This window comes from Lentzea sp. NPDC004789, from assembly GCF_053601075.1.
This window is the reverse complement of the sequence record NZ_JBSGBE010000021.1, coordinates 13,459-32,572: the sequence shown is the minus strand read 5'-3', so window position 1 is coordinate 32,572 and position 19,114 is coordinate 13,459. Positions and strand designations below refer to the sequence as shown.

Genomic DNA, 19,114 nt, shown 5'->3' with positions numbered 1-19,114 from the left:
GCGATTCAAGGAACCTCGACGCATTGCTGACTTTCGGCCCTGCGACACGGCCGAAGGTCCTCGAACAGTCCCCGCGCTCGCGCCGCCTCGGTCGCTCGGCGCTGCCGCTCGTAGAGTTCGACAGCCCGCTGCCAAGCATGGACGGCTTCGGTGTGCTGGCCGACCGCGTGATACGTGTGCCCGAGCTGCACCAGGGTGTCGGCCTCGGCGTAGGTGTCGCCGAGTTCACGACGACGCACGAGAGCCTGGTGGTACTGCCGCAACGCCAGGTCGTGCCGGCCGGTGTGGTGGGAGATGTACGCGAGGCTGGTCAACGCCTCGGCCTCGCCCTCGGCGTGCCGGTGAGCGCGATGTACCGTCAACGCCTTCCGGCAGTAGGCGCGAGCTCGATGGTGGCGGCCCAGCCGTGCGTTCTGCCATCCCACCGCATCCAGCGCAATCGCCGTCCACACCGGGTTCCTGAGCCCTTCGGACATTCGCAGGGCGCGAACCGCGTGCTCCAGGGCCTCCCGATCGTCTCCTCGCCGGGCACACAGCCACCCCAGGAGCTGCTCGGTGTGCGCCTGTCCGAACACATCACCTGCCGACTCCGCCAGCGCGAGCGACCGCCGTAGGTGCGGCTCGGCGTCCGCGCAGTTGCCCGCCTGTCCCAGCGCATGCCCGAGCAGCCGATGCGCATTGGCCTGTGCCACCGGGTCGTTGAGCCGATCAGCGGCCTCGAGTCCTGCCTGCCACATCGTCATGTGTTCGTGGACTCGCCCACGCCGCCAGTGGAAGACGGTCAGCGCCCAGGCGAGCTGCCAGACAGCTTCATCCCATCTTCGTTGCTGTGCCAGCAGCTGTGCGGCGAGCAGGCACGGGTGGTTGTCCTCGAACCACGCCATGGCAGCCTTCCGCGAGACCAGACGCTGCGGTACCACGCCATCCGCCGGGGAGCCGAGCTCGATGGGCGGGCGATGCCTGTACAGCGATCCGTCTGCCGCGTGCGCGGTGTGAAGGTAGAAGTCGACCAGTCTGCGTTCAGCCTGTCTTCTATCTGGCAGCGCCTCTTCTCGCGAGGCGCGGTCAGCCGCGTACTGGCGCACCAGGTCGTGCATGCGATATCGGCCCGGCCGGTGTTGTTGTACGAGATGTGCGGCGGCGAGCTCGCGCAGCAGTCGCCGGGTGCGGGTCACCGGCAGCGCGGCGAGACTGGAGATGGCGGCAACTCCGATGTCCGGTCCCGCGGCCAGCCCGAGCATGCGCAGCAGTCGCGCCGTGTCGTCGGCGAGGCCAAGACAGGACCAGGAGAAAACGGCGGCCAGGTGTCCGCTGATCTGCGAGCCGCCGTGGCTGTCGACGTCCCGGAGTTCGTCCGCGAGCGCGTGCAACGGCACGGTGGGCCGTGCCGCCGCGCGCGCCGCCAGGATGCTCAACGCCAGCGGAAGACCGGCGCACTGTTGCAACAGCCGCGTGAACGCTTCCGGCTCCGCCGCACAGCGCTCCGACCCGAGTTGTTCGATCAGCAGCTGACGCGCCTCGGCCGGGGCGAGCACGTCGAGCGCCAAGGTCCGCGCTCCACGGGTGATGACGAGACCGCTGAGCTGGCGGCGACTGGTGATCACCACAGTCGGCGTGCAGTCACCGGGGAGCAGCGGGCCCACCTGTTCGGCGTCCAGTGCGTTGTCCAGCAGGATCAGGATCCGCCGGTTCGCGACCAGGCTCCGGTACAGAGCCGCCTGAGGTTCCAGCGTCGCTGGAACCTCGGACGGCTGCACGCCCAAACTCAGCAGGAACCCGCGGATCGCGGTCGACGGAGCCAGCACTTCCCCGGACGGATCAAATCCACGCAGGTCGACGTAGAGCTGCCCATCGGGGAACCGGTCCACGTTGTCACCGGCCCAGCGCACGGCGAGCGAGGTCTTGCCGATTCCGCCCACACCGCCGATGGCGGAGATGACCACGGTGCCACCTCGCCGCTCGTGCGAATCACAGGCGAGGGTCAGTGCGTCGAGCTCGCGAACACGGCCGACGAATCCGGGCGGCGCTGCGGGCAGTTGACGTGGCACCGGCCCACCGGTGGCGACGCGACCGCTGATCGCCGACACGTCGAGGGCCGGGTCCGCGACCAAGATCTGGCGATGCAGCTCGCGCAGTGACGGCCCTGGAGCCGTGTGGAGACGTTCCGCCAAGGTGGACCGGACGCGCTGATACTGGTTCAGGGCAGCGGCCTGGCGCCCGCAGCGGTACAAGGCGGTCATCAGTTGGCCGGCCAGATGCTCGTCGAGGGGTCGCATGGCGGCACGACGGAGCAAGTCCGCCAGCAGCTCGTGGTGCCGGCCGGCACGCAGCCGAATGTCGTCACGATCCAGCTCGGCCAGGTGGCGCTCCGCGTCCAGAGCCTCACGCAGCTCGTTCAGGCGCGGGGCGTCCAGGTTCGCAAAGGCGTCCCCTCTCCACAATCCGAGTGCCTCGTCGAACAGCGCCAGCGCGTCGTCATCTTCCGCGGTGGCACGCGCCTTGGTCGTCAGACGGTGGAATCTGGTCAGGTCGATGCTCGCCGGTTCAACGTGCAGCACGTACCCGCCGGGGTGCCGGGTGATCGTGACTCCTTCCACTCGGGAGAGAAGGCTCCGCAGCCGGGAGAGGTAGCCGTGCAGCGCGTCACGAGGACTTCGCGGCAGATCGACGCCCCAGACGCCGTCCAGCAGTTGGTCCACCGGCACGGGTTTGTTGGGGTTGGCGAGCAGCAGGGCCAGCACACATCGTTGCTTTGCCGGACCGATGTCGACCCGATCGCCCCCGAACCGGACCTCGACGTCACCAAGCAGACGGAACTCGACCATCACCTCGTCCCCCGCAACGCTCGCGGATGGGAGCCACCAGCTTGACCGGGCAGCGGTCGCCGATTCAAGGATTTTCGAAGGAACTGCGAGAACCGGTGGCGCAACCTGGTACGGCACGTTCTGCTCGGTGACTCCCACCTCGGCTTCCGCACGGCGGCCTCCCGATCTTCTCGCACGTCGTCGCGGCCTGAAGCCGCTCAGTCTTGGAGAGGCGGACATGATTGATCCGAATACGCTCGCGTCAGCTCTCAAGTTGGCGGCCACCATCAAGACGACGTTGGACACGGCCGAGTTGAAACGCCGGGTGGAATCCGTGGAGAACGCGGCGGCGATGATCGACAAACGGATCGACGCGGTCCTTCTGATCGACTACCACGCGGCGTTCGACCACCTCTCCGCCGCGCAGCGCGCCGCGACCGAGGCATTGCGCCAATCCGAGCTGAACAACGCCAGGATCGCGTTCGTCCGGCTGACCAACCGGCCGGTCAAGGCATCGGCGAGCGCCGGCGACAAGGAGCTCACGGACGAACAGCTGGTGGCGCTCGGTCACGTGGGGAACTTCCACTACTTCGTGCTGCAGGACGATCCGAAGCAGGCGCTGGCCGAGGCGTACCTGTGCGCGGAGAAGTTTCCACTGCTCGCCGTGAAGATCTTTCCGATGGGAATCTTCTCGCGCGACTACACAGCAGCACTGGGGAAGATCTCCGAGCGAGCTGCCGACGAGCAGGCGGCGGCGCGCACGAGACACGCTGAAGCGAGCGCCCGCTTCCGCGAGAACCGGAAACGGTACCTGCGCGAGATGGCGTGGAAGGCCCCTCTCGCCGGGGGCGCGCTTCTGGCCGGGTTCGCCGCCGCCGTGGTGTTCCCTCCGATGGCAAGCCATGGCATCCAATGGGCCAGCGGAATCATGAGCGGAACGGCTAGCGAGGGCCTGCTGCCACCGCGATTGGTCGTCATCGATCTCGCCGCGCCGGCGATCTCCGAGTTGATGGGCGAGATCAAGGCCGATGCCGCTCAGCGCCTGGCCGCGCTGCGACGTTAGTTCGATCGCCCGTCGAATGCGCACAGCGCCACTCTGTCCACTATGGACAAACGGGTCGGGTGGGACGTGCCGACGTCCGCGCAGGCCTGCGCTGTGTGAGCGCCAGACCACGGCACGCACCGTGTCCCATTCGTGACCGCTGACATGTACTTCGACCGTGAGCACCCATCACTGGAGCTGCATGATGAACGCGAAGAACTACCAGATCACATACCTGAGCAGGGACAGGGCGGCACGGTTGAGCGCGTCCTGGACATCCGACAGTTCGTACGGGTTCATGTCATTGCCCACCGCGGTGCTGTCCAGGCACGACGCCAAGATGCTCGACCCCACCACCGCGTACCAGGTCGGTGACTTCCAGCCGGTTGGCCCCACGGTGTACCGGAAGAACGAACTGCTGATCCAGATGGACAACGCCGATCATCAGCAAGCGGCCATCTCACAGGTGCTGAAGGACGACCTCGGCCTCGTCATGGACCCGGCTCCGCGTGCGGCCAATGGAGCACCTCTGATCTTCCGCGGCGTGCTGAGACCTGACCCGCATCCCGTGGCGGCGCGACCGACAACGGTCGAGACCGACGCGTGGCGCGCCCTCCAGAAGTGGCGGGCAACGGTCATCGAGTCGGGCAACGCCCAGGCGATCGCCGACCTTCGGCAGATCTCGCTGAACTACGTCATGGTGGGGGCATCGATGGGCGGGATCGGTGGCGTGTCGGCGGTCCTGCACGGTGTCCCCGGCGCCATCGGCGGCAACCCCAATCCCGGTACAGACGTCGACGAACTGGGCTATTGGCGCAGACCGGTGTCCATCCGGCTGCCGCGGCCGGAGAGGACCGTCCCCAGATCAGGCCGCCGACCGGTGATCGCGATCTTGGACACGGGCCTCGGCGAGAACGAATGGTTGTCCGTGACCAGGGCGGAGAACGGTGCCTTCGCGACGCCGACGGAGGCGTGCAAGTTCCTCACGGTCGACGGGCTGCTCCAGGACGCCATTTGCACACCGGCCGCGGAGGGAACCACCCCGTCGTACTGGGAAGGCGCCTACACCGCCGAACCGCTCACCGGCTACCTCAGCAGCCACACCGGTCATGCCACCTTCGTCATCGGCGTCATTCACCAGACCGAACCCGACGCCGATGTCCTGTCGATCCGGGTCATGTACAACGACGGGATCGTCTACGCGGATGTTCTCGTGCAGGCGCTCAAGAAGCTGCACGAACGGATCGTGGACGCGCAGGAGAACGGCCGACCTGATCAGATGGTCGATGTGGTCTGCCTGTCGCTCGGCGGCTACCGCGAGGCGGGGCTGGCCGGCGTCGAGTACGACCAACTGACCAAAGCCATCGACGACCTGCGCGAGCGTGGCGTGATCGTCGTGGCAGCGGCGGGAAACTACGCGAGCAGCAGACCGTTCTTCCCAGCCGCGCTCGCGGATCGTCCGGACGACGATTTCCCTCCCGTGATCAGCGTCGGGGCCTGCAACCCCAACGGCACCAAGGCGTTCTTCAGCAATGACGGACCATGGGTGCGGTGCTGGGCGTCGGGCGCGGCGGTCATCAGCACCTTTCCGGAGAACGTCAACGGCAGCAGGACACCGCAATTCCGGGTGACCACGAATGGCGGCAACGAGTTGCTGGCGGTCCGCGAGTCGTTGGAGTCGGACGACTACCGCTACGGATGTGCCGAGTGGAGCGGAACGTCTTTCGCCGCCCCGATGGTGGCGGCCCGAATCGCCTCGTTGCTCATCGACGAGGAAAGTCTGGCCTGTGCGCAGCAAGGCGCTTTCGGACTCGACCTCCGCCAGGAGGATTTTCTCAAGATGATCTTACGCCGAGAAGCTACGCTCATACGGGCGAAGGCGGCGGTGAATAGACTCTGATCAGCGACCGCACAGGCAGGTGTGCCATGCATGACAGCGACGCACCAGGGCGGAGACATGGCCTCCGTGAGCACCGGGATCGAGTTGCCGCGCTGTTCCTCGCGGTACGTGAAGGCAGGCGCGAGTGCATCGACGACCTGGTTGCCGAACTGACGCCGATGCTGTGGCAGGTCGCCCGCGCACAGGGGCTGGATCGTCTGAGCAGCCAGGACGTCGTGCAGACGACCTGGCTGCACTTCCTCAGGGAGATCGAGAAGATCCGAGAGCCTGCGGCTGTCGTGGGGTGGCTCATCACCACCACCAAACGTGAAGCATGGCGGGTGCGGCGTTCCGACCGGACCGACGAACCGCTGGACGGACACGACCTGCCAGACCCTTCGACGTCGCCAGAGGACAGCGCGGTGCTTTCCGACCGGCAGCGCAGGCTTTGGGCCGTCGTGGCGAGTTTGCCGCAACGGTGTCAAACGCTGCTGCGGATCGTCGCGTTCGTTCCGCGGCCCGACTACGGGCCGATCGCAGCGGCGCTGGGCATGGCGCGTGGCGGAGTGGGGCCGACCCGGGGACGCTGCCTGGCTCAGCTGCGAGCGATGCTGGAGGCGGACATCGACGGGAGTTGGAGATGAGCACCAATGGCGCGGCGGAGCCGTTGGACGACAGGGACTTCCTGATTCTCGACAGCATCCGTGATGTGTACTCGGCGATCGACCCGATGCCCGCCGAGATGCTGGAGAACATTCGGTTCGCAGTGGCGGTGGAGCACCTGGATGCCGAAGTCGCTCGCGCCGCCTCGGACCTCGTGGCCGTCACGACCCGCGGCGAGAACCGGGAGCGGCTCGTCACGTTCGAGAGTCCCAGCATGACCGTCATCGTCGGCATCCGGCACAACTCGGACCGCACCACACGCGTCGACGGGTGGCTCACCCCACCGGGCTCGCATCGGGTCGAGCTGCGAACACCGGACGGCACGATCACCACCGAGTCCGACGAACACGGCCGGTTCGCGATGACCGTTCCCAGCACTTCAGGCTACTTCACGGTGAGGCCCGCACGTGGTCGCCCCGTCACCACACCGACGATCGCCTTGTGATGGACCAGGCGACCGTTGACCGGGTGCTCCGAATGCGCGAGATCGGCTCCGGTTTCACGAACAGCGGACGTCCGGCAGCAGGTGCCCGCAAGCTTCGTGCGGCGTTGAAACTCCTCGGCTGGCCGGAGAACGGCCAACCCAGGTGGTTGGCCGGCCGCGTGCTGATCAGTCTGGGCCTGGCCGAGGCGGAGCACGGCGATACCGACGCCGGCCTGCGGTTGCTGGACGAAGCCGAGACCTTGGTCGCGCCGGAGCACCGCGGCATTCTCCTGCAGAACCGGGGTGTTGTGCTGCAACGGGCGGGCCGCCCGGACGAAGCGTTGCCCTTGTTCGACGCGGCGGTCCCGCTGCTGTCCGGAACGCACGACGACTTCACGCTCGCGACCGCGTTGCTGAACCGGGCGACCTTGCGGCTCGGTATCGGACAGGTGCGACTCGCACGGGAGGACCTGCGACGTTGCCAGGAGATCGCCGAGGCCAACCGTTACCACCTGATCAGCGCGAAGGTGGACCACGACCTCGGGTATTGCCACCTCTTGTCCGGTGACATCCCGCTGGCACTGCGAACGCTCGACGCGGCGGCTGCCAGGTACCGTCTCCACGGACCTGACTACCTCCCGGTCGTCGTGATGGACAAGGCTCGGACGCTGCTCGCAGCCGGGCTCGCCACCGAGGCGGAACGGGAACTGGAAGCCGCGTTCAAGCTGTTCCGCCGCGACCGGTTCAGCGTCGACTACGCGTGGGCCGAGCTGACGAAGGCACAGGCGGCGCTCGCCGTCGGCAACCACCGCGACGCCCTGATCTGGTCTCGCCGGGCGGCGCGACGGTTCCGCCGACACGATGACGCCGCGTGGGCGGCAATCGCGGAGATCACCACTCTGCAGGTCGAGCTGATGACTTCGAAGCAACCGGCTGCGCTGGCACCCAGAGCGAACCAGCTGGCGGATCGGCTGCACGGCTTGGGCCTGCGTCATGACGGGGACACCGCGGAGCTGCTGATGGTGCGGGCGCTGCTCGCCGCCGGCCAGATCGGCCTGGCGTTACCCGCAGCAGCCCAGATCGCGCGTCCTGGCCCAGGAGCGCCGCTGGAGAACAGGTTGCTGCGCCAGCTGGTTCAAGCCGAACTGCACGGTGCGCTCGGCAGGCGGAACACGGCGCTGACGCACCTGCGCTACGGCCTCGGGTTGCTCGACCGGCACCGCCGCCGTTTCGGCAGTGTCGAGCTCAGGGCAGGTGTGTCGTTGCTGGGCGCACAGCTCACCCGTGCCGGGCTGGATCTGGCACTGCGCAAGGGATCTCCGCAGCTGGTGTTCGACTGGTCGGAGCGGTGCCGCGCACAGGCGTTCCGGGTTCGGCCGGTGCGGCCACCCACCGACGACGAGACGCGGGAGACACTCGCTGAACTGAGGCAGCTCAACCGTGTCAACCAACGAGCACGTGTCGCACAACTCGAGCGCGAGCTGCGGGAACGCGGATGGCAACAGGACGGGTGTTCCGAGAGCACGGTCCCGGTGTCACTGCGGCTGGTTCACGACGAGCTGCCCGGCACGATGGTCAGCTACATCAATCACGACCACCGGTTGTTCGCGCTGGTCCTGCACGACGGTGAAACAAGGCTCGCAGAACTCGGCGACGTGCGGAACGTCGCGGAGACGGTGCGGCGCCTGATCAGCGATCTGGACGCGATGTCCGGTTGGCACGTGCCCGCACACATCAACGCCGTTCTCAGACAGTCCGCGAACCGGCACCTGGCTCAACTGCAGCAAATCCTCCTCAACCCGTTCCACGACCTGCTCGGTGCCCGCGTCGTGATCATCCCCAGCACCGGGTTGTTCACGATCCCGTGGGGACTGCTGCCGGACCTCCGCGGCCGCGCCGTCTCGGTGGCGCCGTCCGCGTCGGTGTGGGTTTCCGCCCGGCGCACGACCAGAATCGGCTGCGACGGCGGAGAGCTTCTCGTCGCGGGGCCGTCTCTGTTCCAAGCCGAAGCCGAGGTGGACGAGTTGGCACGGATCTATCCGTCCAGCACCCGGTTGACGGGCGAGGACGCGACCGTCGAGGCGACGCTGCGCCAGTTGGACGGTGTCAGTGTCGCCCACCTCGCGGCACACGGTCACCACGAGCCCGACAACGTGCTGTTCTCCCGGCTCGATCTGGTCAACGGCCCGTTGCTCGCCTACGACCTGCAAGGACTCACCAACGCGCCCAAGCACGTCGTGCTGTCCGCGTGCGACGTCGGCCAGACCCAGGTGCGTGCCGGTGACGAGATTCTCGGGCTCACCGCAGCCATGCTGTACGTCGGAACGTCCACCGTGGTCTCCAGCGTCGCGCGCATCCCTGACGACGTCGTGGTCGCGGTGATGAAGGAGTATCACAGGGCGATCGTGGCCGGAAGCGAACCCGCGCAGGCACTCGCTCTCGCCTCGGAGGTGAAACCGCTGGTACCGCTCGTGTGTTTCGGGGCGGGTTGACTCTCGCCGCCCAAGTCCACAGTAGACGTTCAGGGAACAGCACCTGATCATGAACCGGCCGTGTCCGCCACACTCCGCGGACCGCGAGAGCTCGCACTACTCCCCCGACCGGCGAAGTGGCTGGCCGGGGGAGGTAGCTGACCGGCGGTGAACGTCTCCAGGCCCTCAACCCCCAGGACGTTCCACGCGGGACGCCGCGGCGGCGTTGTCGTTGCGAGCCTGAGTCCGGACATCACCGGTCACGCAGACATCGTCACCGGGAAACGCCTCACGCCACACATAGCCGTCAACACAGGTGTGCGGCCCATACGGCCCATCAACCCAACGAGACGGCGCAACAGCGTTGTCCGCCCACACTCGCGCACGAACGTCGCTGGTCACGCAGATGTAGTCGCTGTCATCAGCCTCACGCCACACATAGCCGGCCCGACACGTGTTGGGACCGAACACGAACCGCGCCGGGTTGCGGCGGGAGGCCGCGGCGGCGTTGTCGTTGCGAGCCTGAGTCCGGACATCACCGGTCACACAGACATCGTCACCGGAAAACGCCTCACGCCACACATAGCCGTCAACACAGGTGTGCGGCCCATACGGCCCATCAACCCAACGAGACGGCGCAACAGCGTTGTCCGCCCACGCTCGAGTTCGGACACTGCCGGTCACACACACCTTGTCGCCAGGCCCGGCCTCGCGCCACACGTACCCCATCAAGCACCGTTCGATGATGTCGCTGGTGATGGTGACGTTCGCAGTGATACCGCCGGTCGCCCCCACGGTCACCGTCACACCGCTCGCACTGAACGACTGAACCAGCGCACGCGTGCCGTCGAGCTTGCGTTGCAGGTAAGGGGTTCCGTCGCGAACCTCGTGCACCAGCACGACATCACCCGGGATTCCCGCGCTCCATCCCGTCCGCTTGCGATATTCCACCGTGTAGTAGTGGAACGGATCGGCGGGATCGAACGGAATGCGCACCAGCCGGGGACCGGACGCGGCGGGCGTCTCGAGCGGCACCAGCGACACCACGCCGCTGCCCACGCCGTCGGCACCGAACGTCCGGACCGCGCCGCGTGGCAACCATCCCAACTCGTCACGGTGATAGGCGCTGAGTCCGACCGCGCCGACGCCGAACCTCCCGGCCGGTGTGGAGTAGACGTTCATGGCGCTCATCTCGTCCCACGGGTCGTCGTACTCACCAGGGGACGACCAAGGCGCGTTCTGATACGTCATGTCGTTTGAGAACGAGTGGCCCAGCCCGTATCCGTGGAGCATCTCGTGCGCAGCGAAGCCCACGTTCCAGGCGCCGGGGTCGAGGACGACCCGGCTTCCCGCCGCACCCGAGTCGACCCAGTCGTTCAGCATCACCGCGGTGCGATGTCCGGGTGATACGGCATAACCGGCGGACGCCGCTGTGTTCACGCAGTCCTGGATGCGGGCGTCCCGGCTCTTCGGTCGCTCCTCGTCCAGTGTGTGCGGCATGGTGAACCATCCACGCACCGCAGAGCCGCCGAGCGTGACGCGGCCGCCCGACTGGTCAGCGAAGTAGTCCGCCAGACCACCGAGCCCCAGCCCCACGTCGGTGAGGAACTCCCGGAAGAACTGCGCGTCCGCGGGCTCCTGCGGCTTGTCGGCGAACTTGCACAACAACACCGACCATCCCGTGCTACCTCGTATCGGGACCGCGTCCGCCGCCATCGGCTGAAGAACGCTCGCAGTGGTCGCGAGCAACACCAGTGATACGAAGGCAGCCCTGCGCTTCCCCTGTTCGACGGACATGATTCTCCCTCACAACGCTTCGTCAGCGGGGACGATGGTCGAGGGATCGTCGGGATTCCTTCGGAACTCCTTGAACCCCGTGCACACGGCAAGGGCAGCATCGGGGTACTTCGAGTGGGCGCTGCGACTGCCCGCACCTCAGCACGCTGATCATCAGCACAACATCGTGCGCGACAGCCGCATCGTCGACGATCCCAGACCGCCGGGAGCAAGGACACGACGAAGTCGCGCCGGTCCTGGTCAGGTAGCCGGCACGATGACCGGGCCGGCCGAGGGCAGGTACGCGTTCCTGACCGATGAGGTGCCGAGGATCTTGTCGAGCTCCGCCACCACCGCCTCCTCGTGGGCATGCGCTCGTTCCCCGCAGGCAGCACGACCTGAGGGCCGATTGACAGGCATTGGAAGAACGGATCCGCCTACACAATTTCGCTATGAACGGCGCTATTTCCAGCCCACCGCGCAACAATCGACGGCCCATCCCGGCCCGAACCAGCGCACCCAGTCCGAGGACGTGCTCTTTTGGCTCTGCGAAAGGGCACCAGGGGTTGGACCGAACGGGCGATGCCAGCCGCGAGACAAGTGGACTATTTTCGCATTGTTGGCCAGTTGAGGGGACGGGGGCAGCATTTGATCTTCGCTGGGCGACCGGCAATTCACGCTGCTTCGCCAATGTTTTCACCTGTTCACCGTTAATCGGATTTCGGGTGGTGTGCTGAATGAGCTTGCCGGAATTCGATCGCCCATGAACCAGGCCGGCGTTGTTGATGAAGCCCTCGCGTTGGGGGTGCCGGTGTTCGCCTCGCTCGACGGCACACGCGCGGTGCGGATCGGCGAGGTGGCCGGCCTGCCGCAGGTGCTGGCCTGGGACGTACCGGCGCAGCGTGGCCAGGTGCTGACCGGGTCGCCGGACGGGGTCGACCTCGCCGAGATCGAGCCGGACGGCAGGCACGTCTGGTGGTTCGAAGCGTTGCAGTGGCAACGCGTTCCGTTCGACGGCGGGGTCGCCGAGGCCGCCATGGGCGGTGTGCCGGATGGACGGATGCACGGGATCGCCTTCGACAGCACCGGTTCTCGCGCGGCGGTGGCGGTCGGGGACGGCGATCGCACCGAGGTGTACGTCGGAGTGCCAGGGCGGCAGGCCCGGCACCTCGTCTCGGTACCCGGCCACCTGGAACTGGTCGACATGACCGCGGACGGCCTGGTGGTGCTCGCCGGACGGCCTGACGGTCCGGACGCGGTGTGCCTGTGCGCGCCGGACGGCGTGCTGACCCGGTTGCCGGTGCGGCAGGGCGAGTCGTGGTGGCCCATGGAGCTCCATCCCGACGGGCGGCTCCTCCTGGTGCTGCGGCGCGGCGAGGAGTACCTCCTGGCCACGCGGCAACCTGGGCACCGAGTACGGGTCGAGGACTGGACGGCGGCGGACACCGAGATCTCCGCCCGGTGGTACGGGGACCGCGTTCTGACACAGCAGGACCGAGCCGGACGCAGCACGCTGCGGCTGGTCGATCTGGCCGCACGGCGAAGCCGGACACTGTCCATTCCGGACGGAACAGTGCTGGAGGTGTCCTGCGCGCCGGACGGACTGATGCACTGCCTGTGGAGCAACGCCGACACTCCGCCCCAAGTCCTGACGATGGACCCGGCCAGGGCGAATGAGCCGGTGCCACGTCCTGCTCCCCCACCGGATGCCCCGCGCCGCAGGGAGATCGCCACGAGCCGGTCGTACGGCGACATCCCGAGCTTCCTGGCCACGCCACACGGCACCGGACCGTGGCCCACCCTGTTCCTGGTGCACGGCGGACCGGCCACGCACGACCGGGACTGCTTCGATCCGCGCGTCGAGGTGCTGGTCCGGGCCGGGTTCGCCGTTGTGCGCACCAACTACCGGGGTTCCACCGGGTACGGCGCCGCGTGGAGGGACGGCTGCGGGCACCGGGCCGGCCTGGCCCAGATCGAGGACCTCGGCGCGGTGCGGGACCACCTGATCGCCGAGGGAGTCGCCGATCCGCGCCGGGTGGGGCTCTCCGGCTACTCGTGGGGTGGCTACCTGGCGCTCCTGGCCGCGGGCGCCCAGCCGGACCTGTGGGCGGTGGCGCTCGCCGCGTTCCCCATCGCCGACTATCCCGCCGCGTACCACGCCACCACCCCGGCGCTGCGGGAGATGGACGAACGGCTGTTCGGCGGCACGCCGGCGGAGGTGCCGGACCGTTACCTCCGAGCCTCTCCGATGTCCTATGTGGACTCTGTGCGCTGCCCGGTGCTGCTCGTCGCCTCGCCGACTGACGACAAGTGCCCGGCAGAGCCGGTGCGCCGCTACGCGGAAGCCCTGGCACGGCGGGGAGTCCGGCACGAGCTGGCCTGGATCGGCGAGGGCCACCACAGCCGGGACAGCGCAGACCACACAGCGGTACTGGCGTTGATGCTCTCCTTCGCCCGCGACGCCCTGGCCGGTCCGGTGCCGTCAGGGTTCACAGAAGAAAAGACAGGGGAAGGAGGTGCAGAGACATGAGAAGGCGCAGCGTGCGCAACGACCCGATCAGCAGCAGTGAGCGGGACCGTGGCGCGGTCATCGTCAGGTTCCAGGTCGACTTGGACAAGGCGGTACCCGTGGCGGTCACCCCGCCGAGCGCAACCGCGGAACCCCGCAAGTAGTCCCGGCTGACGGTGTCGTCATGGGGCGACGGCCGCGCCCCGGACGGCACCCGAAACCACGAACGCGAAGGGAAGCCCATGCGTCTGCTCCTGGTGCACATGCCATGGGGTGCGATCAACGTGCCGTCGCTCGCACTGGGTATCACGCAGACGGTCGCCGCACGCGCCGGGCACGAGGTGAGTGTCCGCTACGCGAATCTCGACTTCGTCGACTGGGTCCACGAGCAGACCGATCTGCGCGAACTGTTCGGCGCGGCCCAGTACGAGTACTACGCCGCGGAGTCGTACTTCCAGTGCGCGGGCGACTGGGTGTTCTCGGGCGCGCTCTACGAAGGCGAGGTCCGGCCTGGTTCCGACGAGCACTTCCTGGCGCAGCTCGCCGACTCCGGGGCCTCGCCGGAACAGATCGCCGTCACCAAGGCGTTGCGGGCGGTCGCGCCGCGGTTCGTGTCGTGGCTCGCCGACCGGTTGCTGGCCGACGCCCCGGACCTGGTCGGGTTCACCACGACCTTCCAGCAGAACACCGCGAGCCTGGCGGTGGCTCGGCTGCTCAAGCGGCGGGCGCCCGAGACCAGGGTGGTCTTCGGCGGCGCCAACTGCGACGGGGTTCAGGGTGCCGCTCTGCACCGCAACTTCCCGTTCCTGGACTACGTGGTGCGCGGTGAGGGCGAGGCCGCGTTCCCGCAACTACTCGGCGCCCTGGCGGAGGGCCGTGAGCCTTCGGGCATCGGCGGGCTGTGCTGGCGCGACGGCAGCGGGGTCTCCACGGCCAATCCGATGTCGCATCACCCGTTGCCGCCCGCCGCCATGGCGACACCCACCTTCGACGGCTTCTTCGACCGTCTCGCCGAGTCGGTCGCGGCGACCTGGATCGAGCCGACGCTGGTCGTGGAGGGCTCGCGCGGCTGTTGGTGGGGTGAGAAGCACCACTGCACGTTCTGCGGGCTCAACGGGTCGTTCATGCAGTTCCGCAGCAAGCCGCCGGCTGAGTTCCTGGCCGAGCTGCTGAGCCTGTCCGCGCGGCACCAGTTGCTCGACTTCGTCGTCGTGGACAACATCATGGAGATGGGCTACCTGGACAGCGTCCTGCGCCCGCTCGCCGAGTCCGGCTACCAGCTCCGGCTGCACTTCGAGATCAAGTCCAACCTGCGCCGCCACCAGTTCCAGCAGCTGGCCGATGCCGGCGTGGTGCAGGTGCAGCCCGGCGTCGAGAACCTCAGCACACACGTGTTGCGGTTGATGGACAAGGGAGTCAGCGGCTGCCAGAACGTCCGAGCGCTGCGGGACGCGCAGAGCGCCGGCGTCACCACCAGCTGGAACTACCTCTACGGGTTTCCCGGTGAGTCCGAAGAGGACTACACCTCGATCCTCGAGCAGCTGTCGATGCTGCACCACCTCGACCCGCCGCTGGGCGCGAACCGGATCGTCCTCGAGCGGTTCAGCCCCTACTTCGACCGGCCGGAGCTGGGTTTCGCCGACAGGAGGCCGGCTCCGCAGTACCAGGACCTCTACCGCCTGCCCGACGAGGAACTGGCCGATCTCGCCTACTTCTTCGCCACCCCACCGCGAGGCATCGGTGAGGAGCTCGCGGGCAGGCTCGCCGCGGCACTGGACGAGTGGACGGACCGGTTCCCGCTCAGCAGGCTCACGTTCACCGACTTGACGGACCGGATCGTGCTCGTCAGCGAGCGATCCGAGTACGACTGGACGGTGCTGGAGCTGACCTCTCCCTTGCATCGCACGGTGTTCGGCCTGCTCGACCAGCCACGTACCGAACGCTCACTGGTCGAACAGACCGGCGCCGACCTCGCGACCGTCCGCGCGTTGCTGGCCGGCTGGGCACGGCTGGGTCTGGTGTTCACCGACGACGGCCGCTACCTGCAGGTCGCTGTCGAGGCGCACAACCAGGTCCTGCAACGCGTCGCACATCGGCACTCGACCGCGCGGAAGAGGCTCCATGCTGTCGGCGACTGACTGGACCGGGCCGGCGGCGTCGCTGCTGGCCTGGCGCGACCACCACCCGGAGGCGATGGCACTGCCGGGAATGGCTCTCGGCGTCCGCGAGCTGGACACCGACCGTCGCCGGTGGGTCGAACGGCTCTACAGCGAAGGCGTTCGCGCGGTGGAGATCAGCGAACCGGTCGACCTGTGCGCGCATGCCGGCGCACGCGCGGCCGGGGCGCTGATGCTGGTCCGCGAGCTCACCGTGGCGGGCATCGAGGTCCGGTGGCGGGCCCGGTGCCCGGACGGGTACAGGTGCGCTGACCGTTACGCCCACCTGCACCCGCCGCAGGAGGTGCTCGGCGCGCCGACCGCCGTGACCGACACCTGGCGGGACACGTTCTTCCCGTGCAAATGCGTCTTCCGCAGGGGGCCGGGTTTCACCGAGGTGCGCGACCGGCGCCGCGGCACCCTGGAGATGTTCACCATCGACGAGCCGCGGTACCTGGCCGCGATAGAGGCGATGACCGATGGCGTGCCGGTCCACGAGATCGCGCCGGACGTGCTCGCCGAGCTCGCCGCCGCCGACCTGGTCGCCGAGCACGCCGGGCACGTGTGGTGGCTGCCGTCCCGCGTCCACCGCTGGCCCTTCCCACCGCTGGTCGTCTAGGAGACCCGAATGTCAGCTGCCGACACCCTGCCGCCGTACGTCGTCGATCCGTACCCGACGCTGGCGCGGATGCGCGAGGCCTCACCGGTGTCGACGGTGCAGACCCCGGAGGGCGTCCCGATCTGGATCGTCACCCGCTACCACGACGTTCGTGCCGGGCTCGCCGATCCGAGGCTGCGCCAGGACGTGCGACGGGCACAGGCGCTGGCCAGCCGGAGGGTGCAGGGGCTCGAGCTCGGCGCGGACGTGGTGCACATGCTCAACAGCGATCCGCCCGACCACACCCGGCTGCGCCAGTTGATCCACAGTGCGTTCACCCCGCGCCAGGTGGCCAGGATGCGCCCGATGATCGAGCGGATCATCGGCCACCTGATCAGCGAACTGTCCGGGAAGGACACCGCAGATCTGGTGCGGGACTTCGCCTTCCCGCTCCCCGTGATGATCATCTGCGAGCTGCTCGGGTTCCCGGCCGAGGACCGCGACAGCTACCGGAGGTGGTCCACGGCGATCCTCACGGACGGCGGTGAGCTGGGTTTCGAGCAGGCGATGACGGAGATGACCGAGTACCTGTCCGCCCTGATCACCCGCCGCCGCACGGACCTGGGCGCCGACATGCTGAGCGACCTGATCCTCGCGGGCGACGAAGGGCAGATCTCCGAGCGGGAGATCGTGGCGATGGTGTTCCTGCTGCTCATCGGCGGGCACGAGACGACGGTGAACCTGGTGGGGACGTCGATGCTCGCGCTGCTGCGGGAGCCGGAGCAGGCGGCCTGGTTGCGAACCCGGCCGGAGGCGATGCCCGGTGCGGTGGAGGAGCTGCTGCGCTTCGAGTCGCCGGTCCGGATGGCGACCCTGCGTTTCACCACGGAACCGGTGCTGGTCAGCGGCGCGGAGATCCCCGGCGACGCACTCGTGCTGCTGTCACTGGGCGCGGCCAACCGGGATCCGGCCCGATTCCCCGAACCCGACCAGCTCAGGCTCGATCGCGGCGATCCCGGCCACCTCGCATTCGGCCACGGCATCCACCGCTGCCTGGGTGCGTTCCTCGGCAAGCTGGAAGCCGAACTGGCACTGTCGGTGCTGCTGCGGAACTTCCCGGACATGGCGATCACTGCGGACGTACGGGATCTGCCGTGGCGCAACACGATCATGTTGCGCGGCCTGGAGTCGCTCCCGGTGGCGCTCCATGGCTGACACGCCCGAACAGACCGCGACCCGGTGGTGGCACAGACCTGCGCTGTCCCTCGCGCCGCTGCGGACCCGAGGCTTCCGCTACCTGTTCCTCGCCGAGTCCATCTCGGAGTTCGGCAACGGTTTCCACGTCGTCGGGTTGCCCTGGCTGGTCTACACGCTCGGCGGGGACAACCGGCAGCTCGGCCTGGTGGTCGCCGCCTACGGCCTCTGCCGGCTGGTCACCACGCCACTGGGTGGGCTGTGCACCGACCGGTTCGGTGCCTGGCGGGTGATGATGGTGTCCGACCTGGCCAGGGGCCTGCTCAGCGTGGTCCTGGCAGTGCTGGCCGTGACCGGCCCGCCGGGAACGGCGCGGCTGGTCCTCATCGGAGCGCTGGCCGGTGCGCTCGGCCTGTTCGCAGGGCTGTTCCAGCCGGCCGCCTGGGCCATCACCCCGACCCTGCTGCCGGCCGAACAGCTGACCGCCGGCATGGCGCTCAACAGCACCGTCACCTTCGCCGCCGGCCTGGCCGGTCCAGGAGTGGCGGGCTTGCTGGTGGTGGCCACCGGTCCGGCCGTGGCGTTCGCCGTCGACGCCGCCACGTTCCTGGTGTCCGCCGGGTTCCTCGCCGCGATCGGAGCCGGCCTGCGCGACCGGGCCACCCCGCCGCGCGGTTCGGGTGTCCCCCGCGGCTTCTTCGCGCTGCTGCGTCAATCTCCGTTGCTGCGCAACGTTCTGGTGGTCACCGTGGTCGCGAACCTGACGTTCGGCGGGATGTCCAGGGTGGCCTTGCCCGCGCTCGCCGCCGAGGACTTCTCCTCCGGTGCGATCGGGCTCGGCGCGCTGGTCGCCACCTTCACCGCCGGCTGTCTGGTGGGTGGCCTGGTCGCGGCCGGCCTCACCGGCGTGACCCGGCGCGGCGCGGTCGCGATGGGCAGCGGTGTGGTCATGGCGCTGTCAGTGCTCATCGTGCCGCTGGCCGGCATCGCCGGGGCACTCGTGTTCCTGTTCCTGGCCGGCGCCGCCAGCACGGTCACCAACGTCATGATCGTCACCGTGGTTCAGCGGGGTACTCCCACCGAACTGCTCGGCCGCACCATGTCCGCGATCGTCTTCTGCGCGCTGGGCCTGTTCCCCGTGTCCGTCGCCGCCACCGGCTTCGTCACCGACCGCTTCGGCCCCACCACCGTCTTCCTCGCCACCGGCGCCCTTCTCCTGCTGGCCTTCGCCTTCGGCCTCACCCGCAAGGAGATCACTTCGAGGTGATCGCCAAGGCCGGCTTGAGTTTTGACCCCTGAGTGGCCGGTCGACGCCCTGGTTGATCATGGGTGAAGCCTGGGGTACCAAAACCGGGTCACCCGGCCTGCGGCACGACCACCCCGCCTGCCGGTGTACCGGCGGGAACGGCCGGCGACATTCGTGCGGCCGACGCGGTGCAGCTGCCGTTCGGTGTCGACGATTTCGGTGCCGCGTGGGCGTTCGAGTCGTTGCTGCACATGGATCGACCCAAGGCGTTGAGTGAGCTGACCGGGGTCGTCCGTCCGGAGGCTGCGGCCGGACTCGCAGGGTGCTGCGGCGGCGAGTGATCGGTGAGTTC

At 68.3% G+C, this 19,114-nt stretch carries 14 protein-coding genes; 12 read left to right on the top strand and 2 right to left on the bottom strand.

Translation table 11 applies throughout. The features are described 5' to 3' along the window. Window positions 1-5: 5 nt before the first annotated feature. Entirely contained in the window at window positions 6-3,167 is a 3,162-nt protein-coding gene (locus tag ACWEIJ_RS36285; protein WP_449841778.1) for a BTAD domain-containing putative transcriptional regulator, read from the bottom strand. Between ACWEIJ_RS36285 and ACWEIJ_RS36280 the strand changes: the two genes are divergently transcribed. The 5 genes from ACWEIJ_RS36280 to ACWEIJ_RS36260 all read left to right on the top strand — a co-directional run bounded on the left by ACWEIJ_RS36280 (window position 3,139) and on the right by ACWEIJ_RS36260 (window position 9,304). After that, complete coding sequence (locus ACWEIJ_RS36280) at window positions 3,139-3,867, top strand: hypothetical protein (RefSeq protein WP_449841777.1); 729 nt, start codon at window positions 3,139-3,141, stop codon at window positions 3,865-3,867. The two genes, ACWEIJ_RS36285 and ACWEIJ_RS36280, sit on opposite strands and share 29 nt — an antisense overlap. A gap of 277 nt (window positions 3,868-4,144) precedes the next feature. Beyond that, on the top strand, window positions 4,145-5,746 hold the full coding sequence (locus ACWEIJ_RS36275; protein WP_449841776.1) for a S8 family peptidase: 1,602 nt from the start codon (window positions 4,145-4,147) through the stop codon (window positions 5,744-5,746). A gap of 26 nt (window positions 5,747-5,772) precedes the next feature. Continuing rightward, window positions 5,773-6,369 (top strand): RNA polymerase sigma factor, encoded by a 597-nt coding sequence (locus ACWEIJ_RS36270; protein WP_449841775.1) that lies wholly within the window; start codon window positions 5,773-5,775, stop codon window positions 6,367-6,369. Next, window positions 6,366-6,833, top strand: a complete 468-nt coding sequence (locus ACWEIJ_RS36265; protein ID WP_449841774.1) for a hypothetical protein — start codon at window positions 6,366-6,368, stop codon at window positions 6,831-6,833. Before ACWEIJ_RS36270 ends, ACWEIJ_RS36265 begins: the two co-directional genes overlap by 4 nt. A gap of 32 nt (window positions 6,834-6,865) precedes the next feature. Beyond that, a complete protein-coding gene (locus ACWEIJ_RS36260) occupies window positions 6,866-9,304 on the top strand; it encodes a CHAT domain-containing protein (protein WP_449841773.1) in 2,439 nt (812 codons plus the stop codon). 165 nt (window positions 9,305-9,469) lie between these two features. Here the strand turns inward: ACWEIJ_RS36260 and ACWEIJ_RS36255 are convergent, their stop codons facing one another. Further along, window positions 9,470-11,080 (bottom strand): hypothetical protein, encoded by a 1,611-nt coding sequence (locus ACWEIJ_RS36255; RefSeq protein WP_449841772.1) that lies wholly within the window; start codon window positions 11,078-11,080, stop codon window positions 9,470-9,472. A 742-nt stretch (window positions 11,081-11,822) separates the two neighbouring features. On the opposite strand from ACWEIJ_RS36255, the gene ACWEIJ_RS36250 reads away from it, so the two are divergent. From ACWEIJ_RS36250 to ACWEIJ_RS36220, 7 genes are all read left to right on the top strand, one after another. Next, entirely contained in the window at window positions 11,823-13,589 is a 1,767-nt protein-coding gene (locus ACWEIJ_RS36250) for an alpha/beta hydrolase family protein (protein ID WP_449841771.1), read from the top strand. Beyond that, window positions 13,586-13,732: a hypothetical protein gene (locus ACWEIJ_RS36245; protein ID WP_449841770.1), complete on the top strand. Its 147-nt coding sequence runs from the start codon at window positions 13,586-13,588 to the stop codon at window positions 13,730-13,732. The genes ACWEIJ_RS36250 and ACWEIJ_RS36245 overlap by 4 nt, the downstream gene beginning before the upstream one ends. A gap of 78 nt (window positions 13,733-13,810) precedes the next feature. After that, on the top strand, window positions 13,811-15,706 hold the full coding sequence (locus ACWEIJ_RS36240) for a RiPP maturation radical SAM C-methyltransferase (RefSeq protein ID WP_449841769.1): 1,896 nt from the start codon (window positions 13,811-13,813) through the stop codon (window positions 15,704-15,706). Beyond that, window positions 15,690-16,343, top strand: coding sequence for a DUF5825 family protein (locus tag ACWEIJ_RS36235; RefSeq protein ID WP_449841768.1), 654 nt, complete (start codon window positions 15,690-15,692; stop codon window positions 16,341-16,343). Before ACWEIJ_RS36240 ends, ACWEIJ_RS36235 begins: the two co-directional genes overlap by 17 nt. Before the next feature lie 9 nt (window positions 16,344-16,352). Continuing rightward, complete coding sequence (locus ACWEIJ_RS36230; RefSeq protein ID WP_449841767.1) at window positions 16,353-17,537, top strand: cytochrome P450 family protein; 1,185 nt, start codon at window positions 16,353-16,355, stop codon at window positions 17,535-17,537. Then, window positions 17,530-18,783: an MFS transporter gene (locus ACWEIJ_RS36225; protein ID WP_449841766.1), complete on the top strand. Its 1,254-nt coding sequence runs from the start codon at window positions 17,530-17,532 to the stop codon at window positions 18,781-18,783. Before ACWEIJ_RS36230 ends, ACWEIJ_RS36225 begins: the two co-directional genes overlap by 8 nt. A gap of 62 nt (window positions 18,784-18,845) precedes the next feature. Continuing rightward, window positions 18,846-19,103 (top strand): methyltransferase domain-containing protein, encoded by a 258-nt coding sequence (locus ACWEIJ_RS36220; protein WP_449841765.1) that lies wholly within the window; start codon window positions 18,846-18,848, stop codon window positions 19,101-19,103. Window positions 19,104-19,114: the final 11 nt, after the last annotated feature.

Excerpts from the sequence above, each read along its gene's own strand:
- ACWEIJ_RS36275 (WP_449841776.1), top strand. The coding sequence starts at position 4,145 with ATGTCATTGCCCACCGCGGTGCTGTCCAGGCACGACGCCAAGATGCTC.
- ACWEIJ_RS36270 (WP_449841775.1), top strand. The coding sequence starts at position 5,773 with ATGCATGACAGCGACGCACCAGGGCGGAGACATGGCCTCCGTGAGCAC.
- ACWEIJ_RS36265 (WP_449841774.1), top strand. The coding sequence starts at position 6,366 with ATGAGCACCAATGGCGCGGCGGAGCCGTTGGACGACAGGGACTTCCTG.
- ACWEIJ_RS36260 (WP_449841773.1), top strand. The coding sequence starts at position 6,866 with ATGCGCGAGATCGGCTCCGGTTTCACGAACAGCGGACGTCCGGCAGCA.
- ACWEIJ_RS36255 (WP_449841772.1), bottom strand. The coding sequence starts at position 11,080 with ATGTCCGTCGAACAGGGGAAGCGCAGGGCTGCCTTCGTATCACTGGTG.
- ACWEIJ_RS36250 (WP_449841771.1), top strand. The coding sequence starts at position 11,823 with ATGAACCAGGCCGGCGTTGTTGATGAAGCCCTCGCGTTGGGGGTGCCG.
- ACWEIJ_RS36245 (WP_449841770.1), top strand. The coding sequence starts at position 13,586 with ATGAGAAGGCGCAGCGTGCGCAACGACCCGATCAGCAGCAGTGAGCGG.
- ACWEIJ_RS36240 (WP_449841769.1), top strand. The coding sequence starts at position 13,811 with ATGCGTCTGCTCCTGGTGCACATGCCATGGGGTGCGATCAACGTGCCG.
- ACWEIJ_RS36235 (WP_449841768.1), top strand. The coding sequence starts at position 15,690 with ATGCTGTCGGCGACTGACTGGACCGGGCCGGCGGCGTCGCTGCTGGCC.
- ACWEIJ_RS36230 (WP_449841767.1), top strand. The coding sequence starts at position 16,353 with ATGTCAGCTGCCGACACCCTGCCGCCGTACGTCGTCGATCCGTACCCG.
- ACWEIJ_RS36225 (WP_449841766.1), top strand. The coding sequence starts at position 17,530 with ATGGCTGACACGCCCGAACAGACCGCGACCCGGTGGTGGCACAGACCT.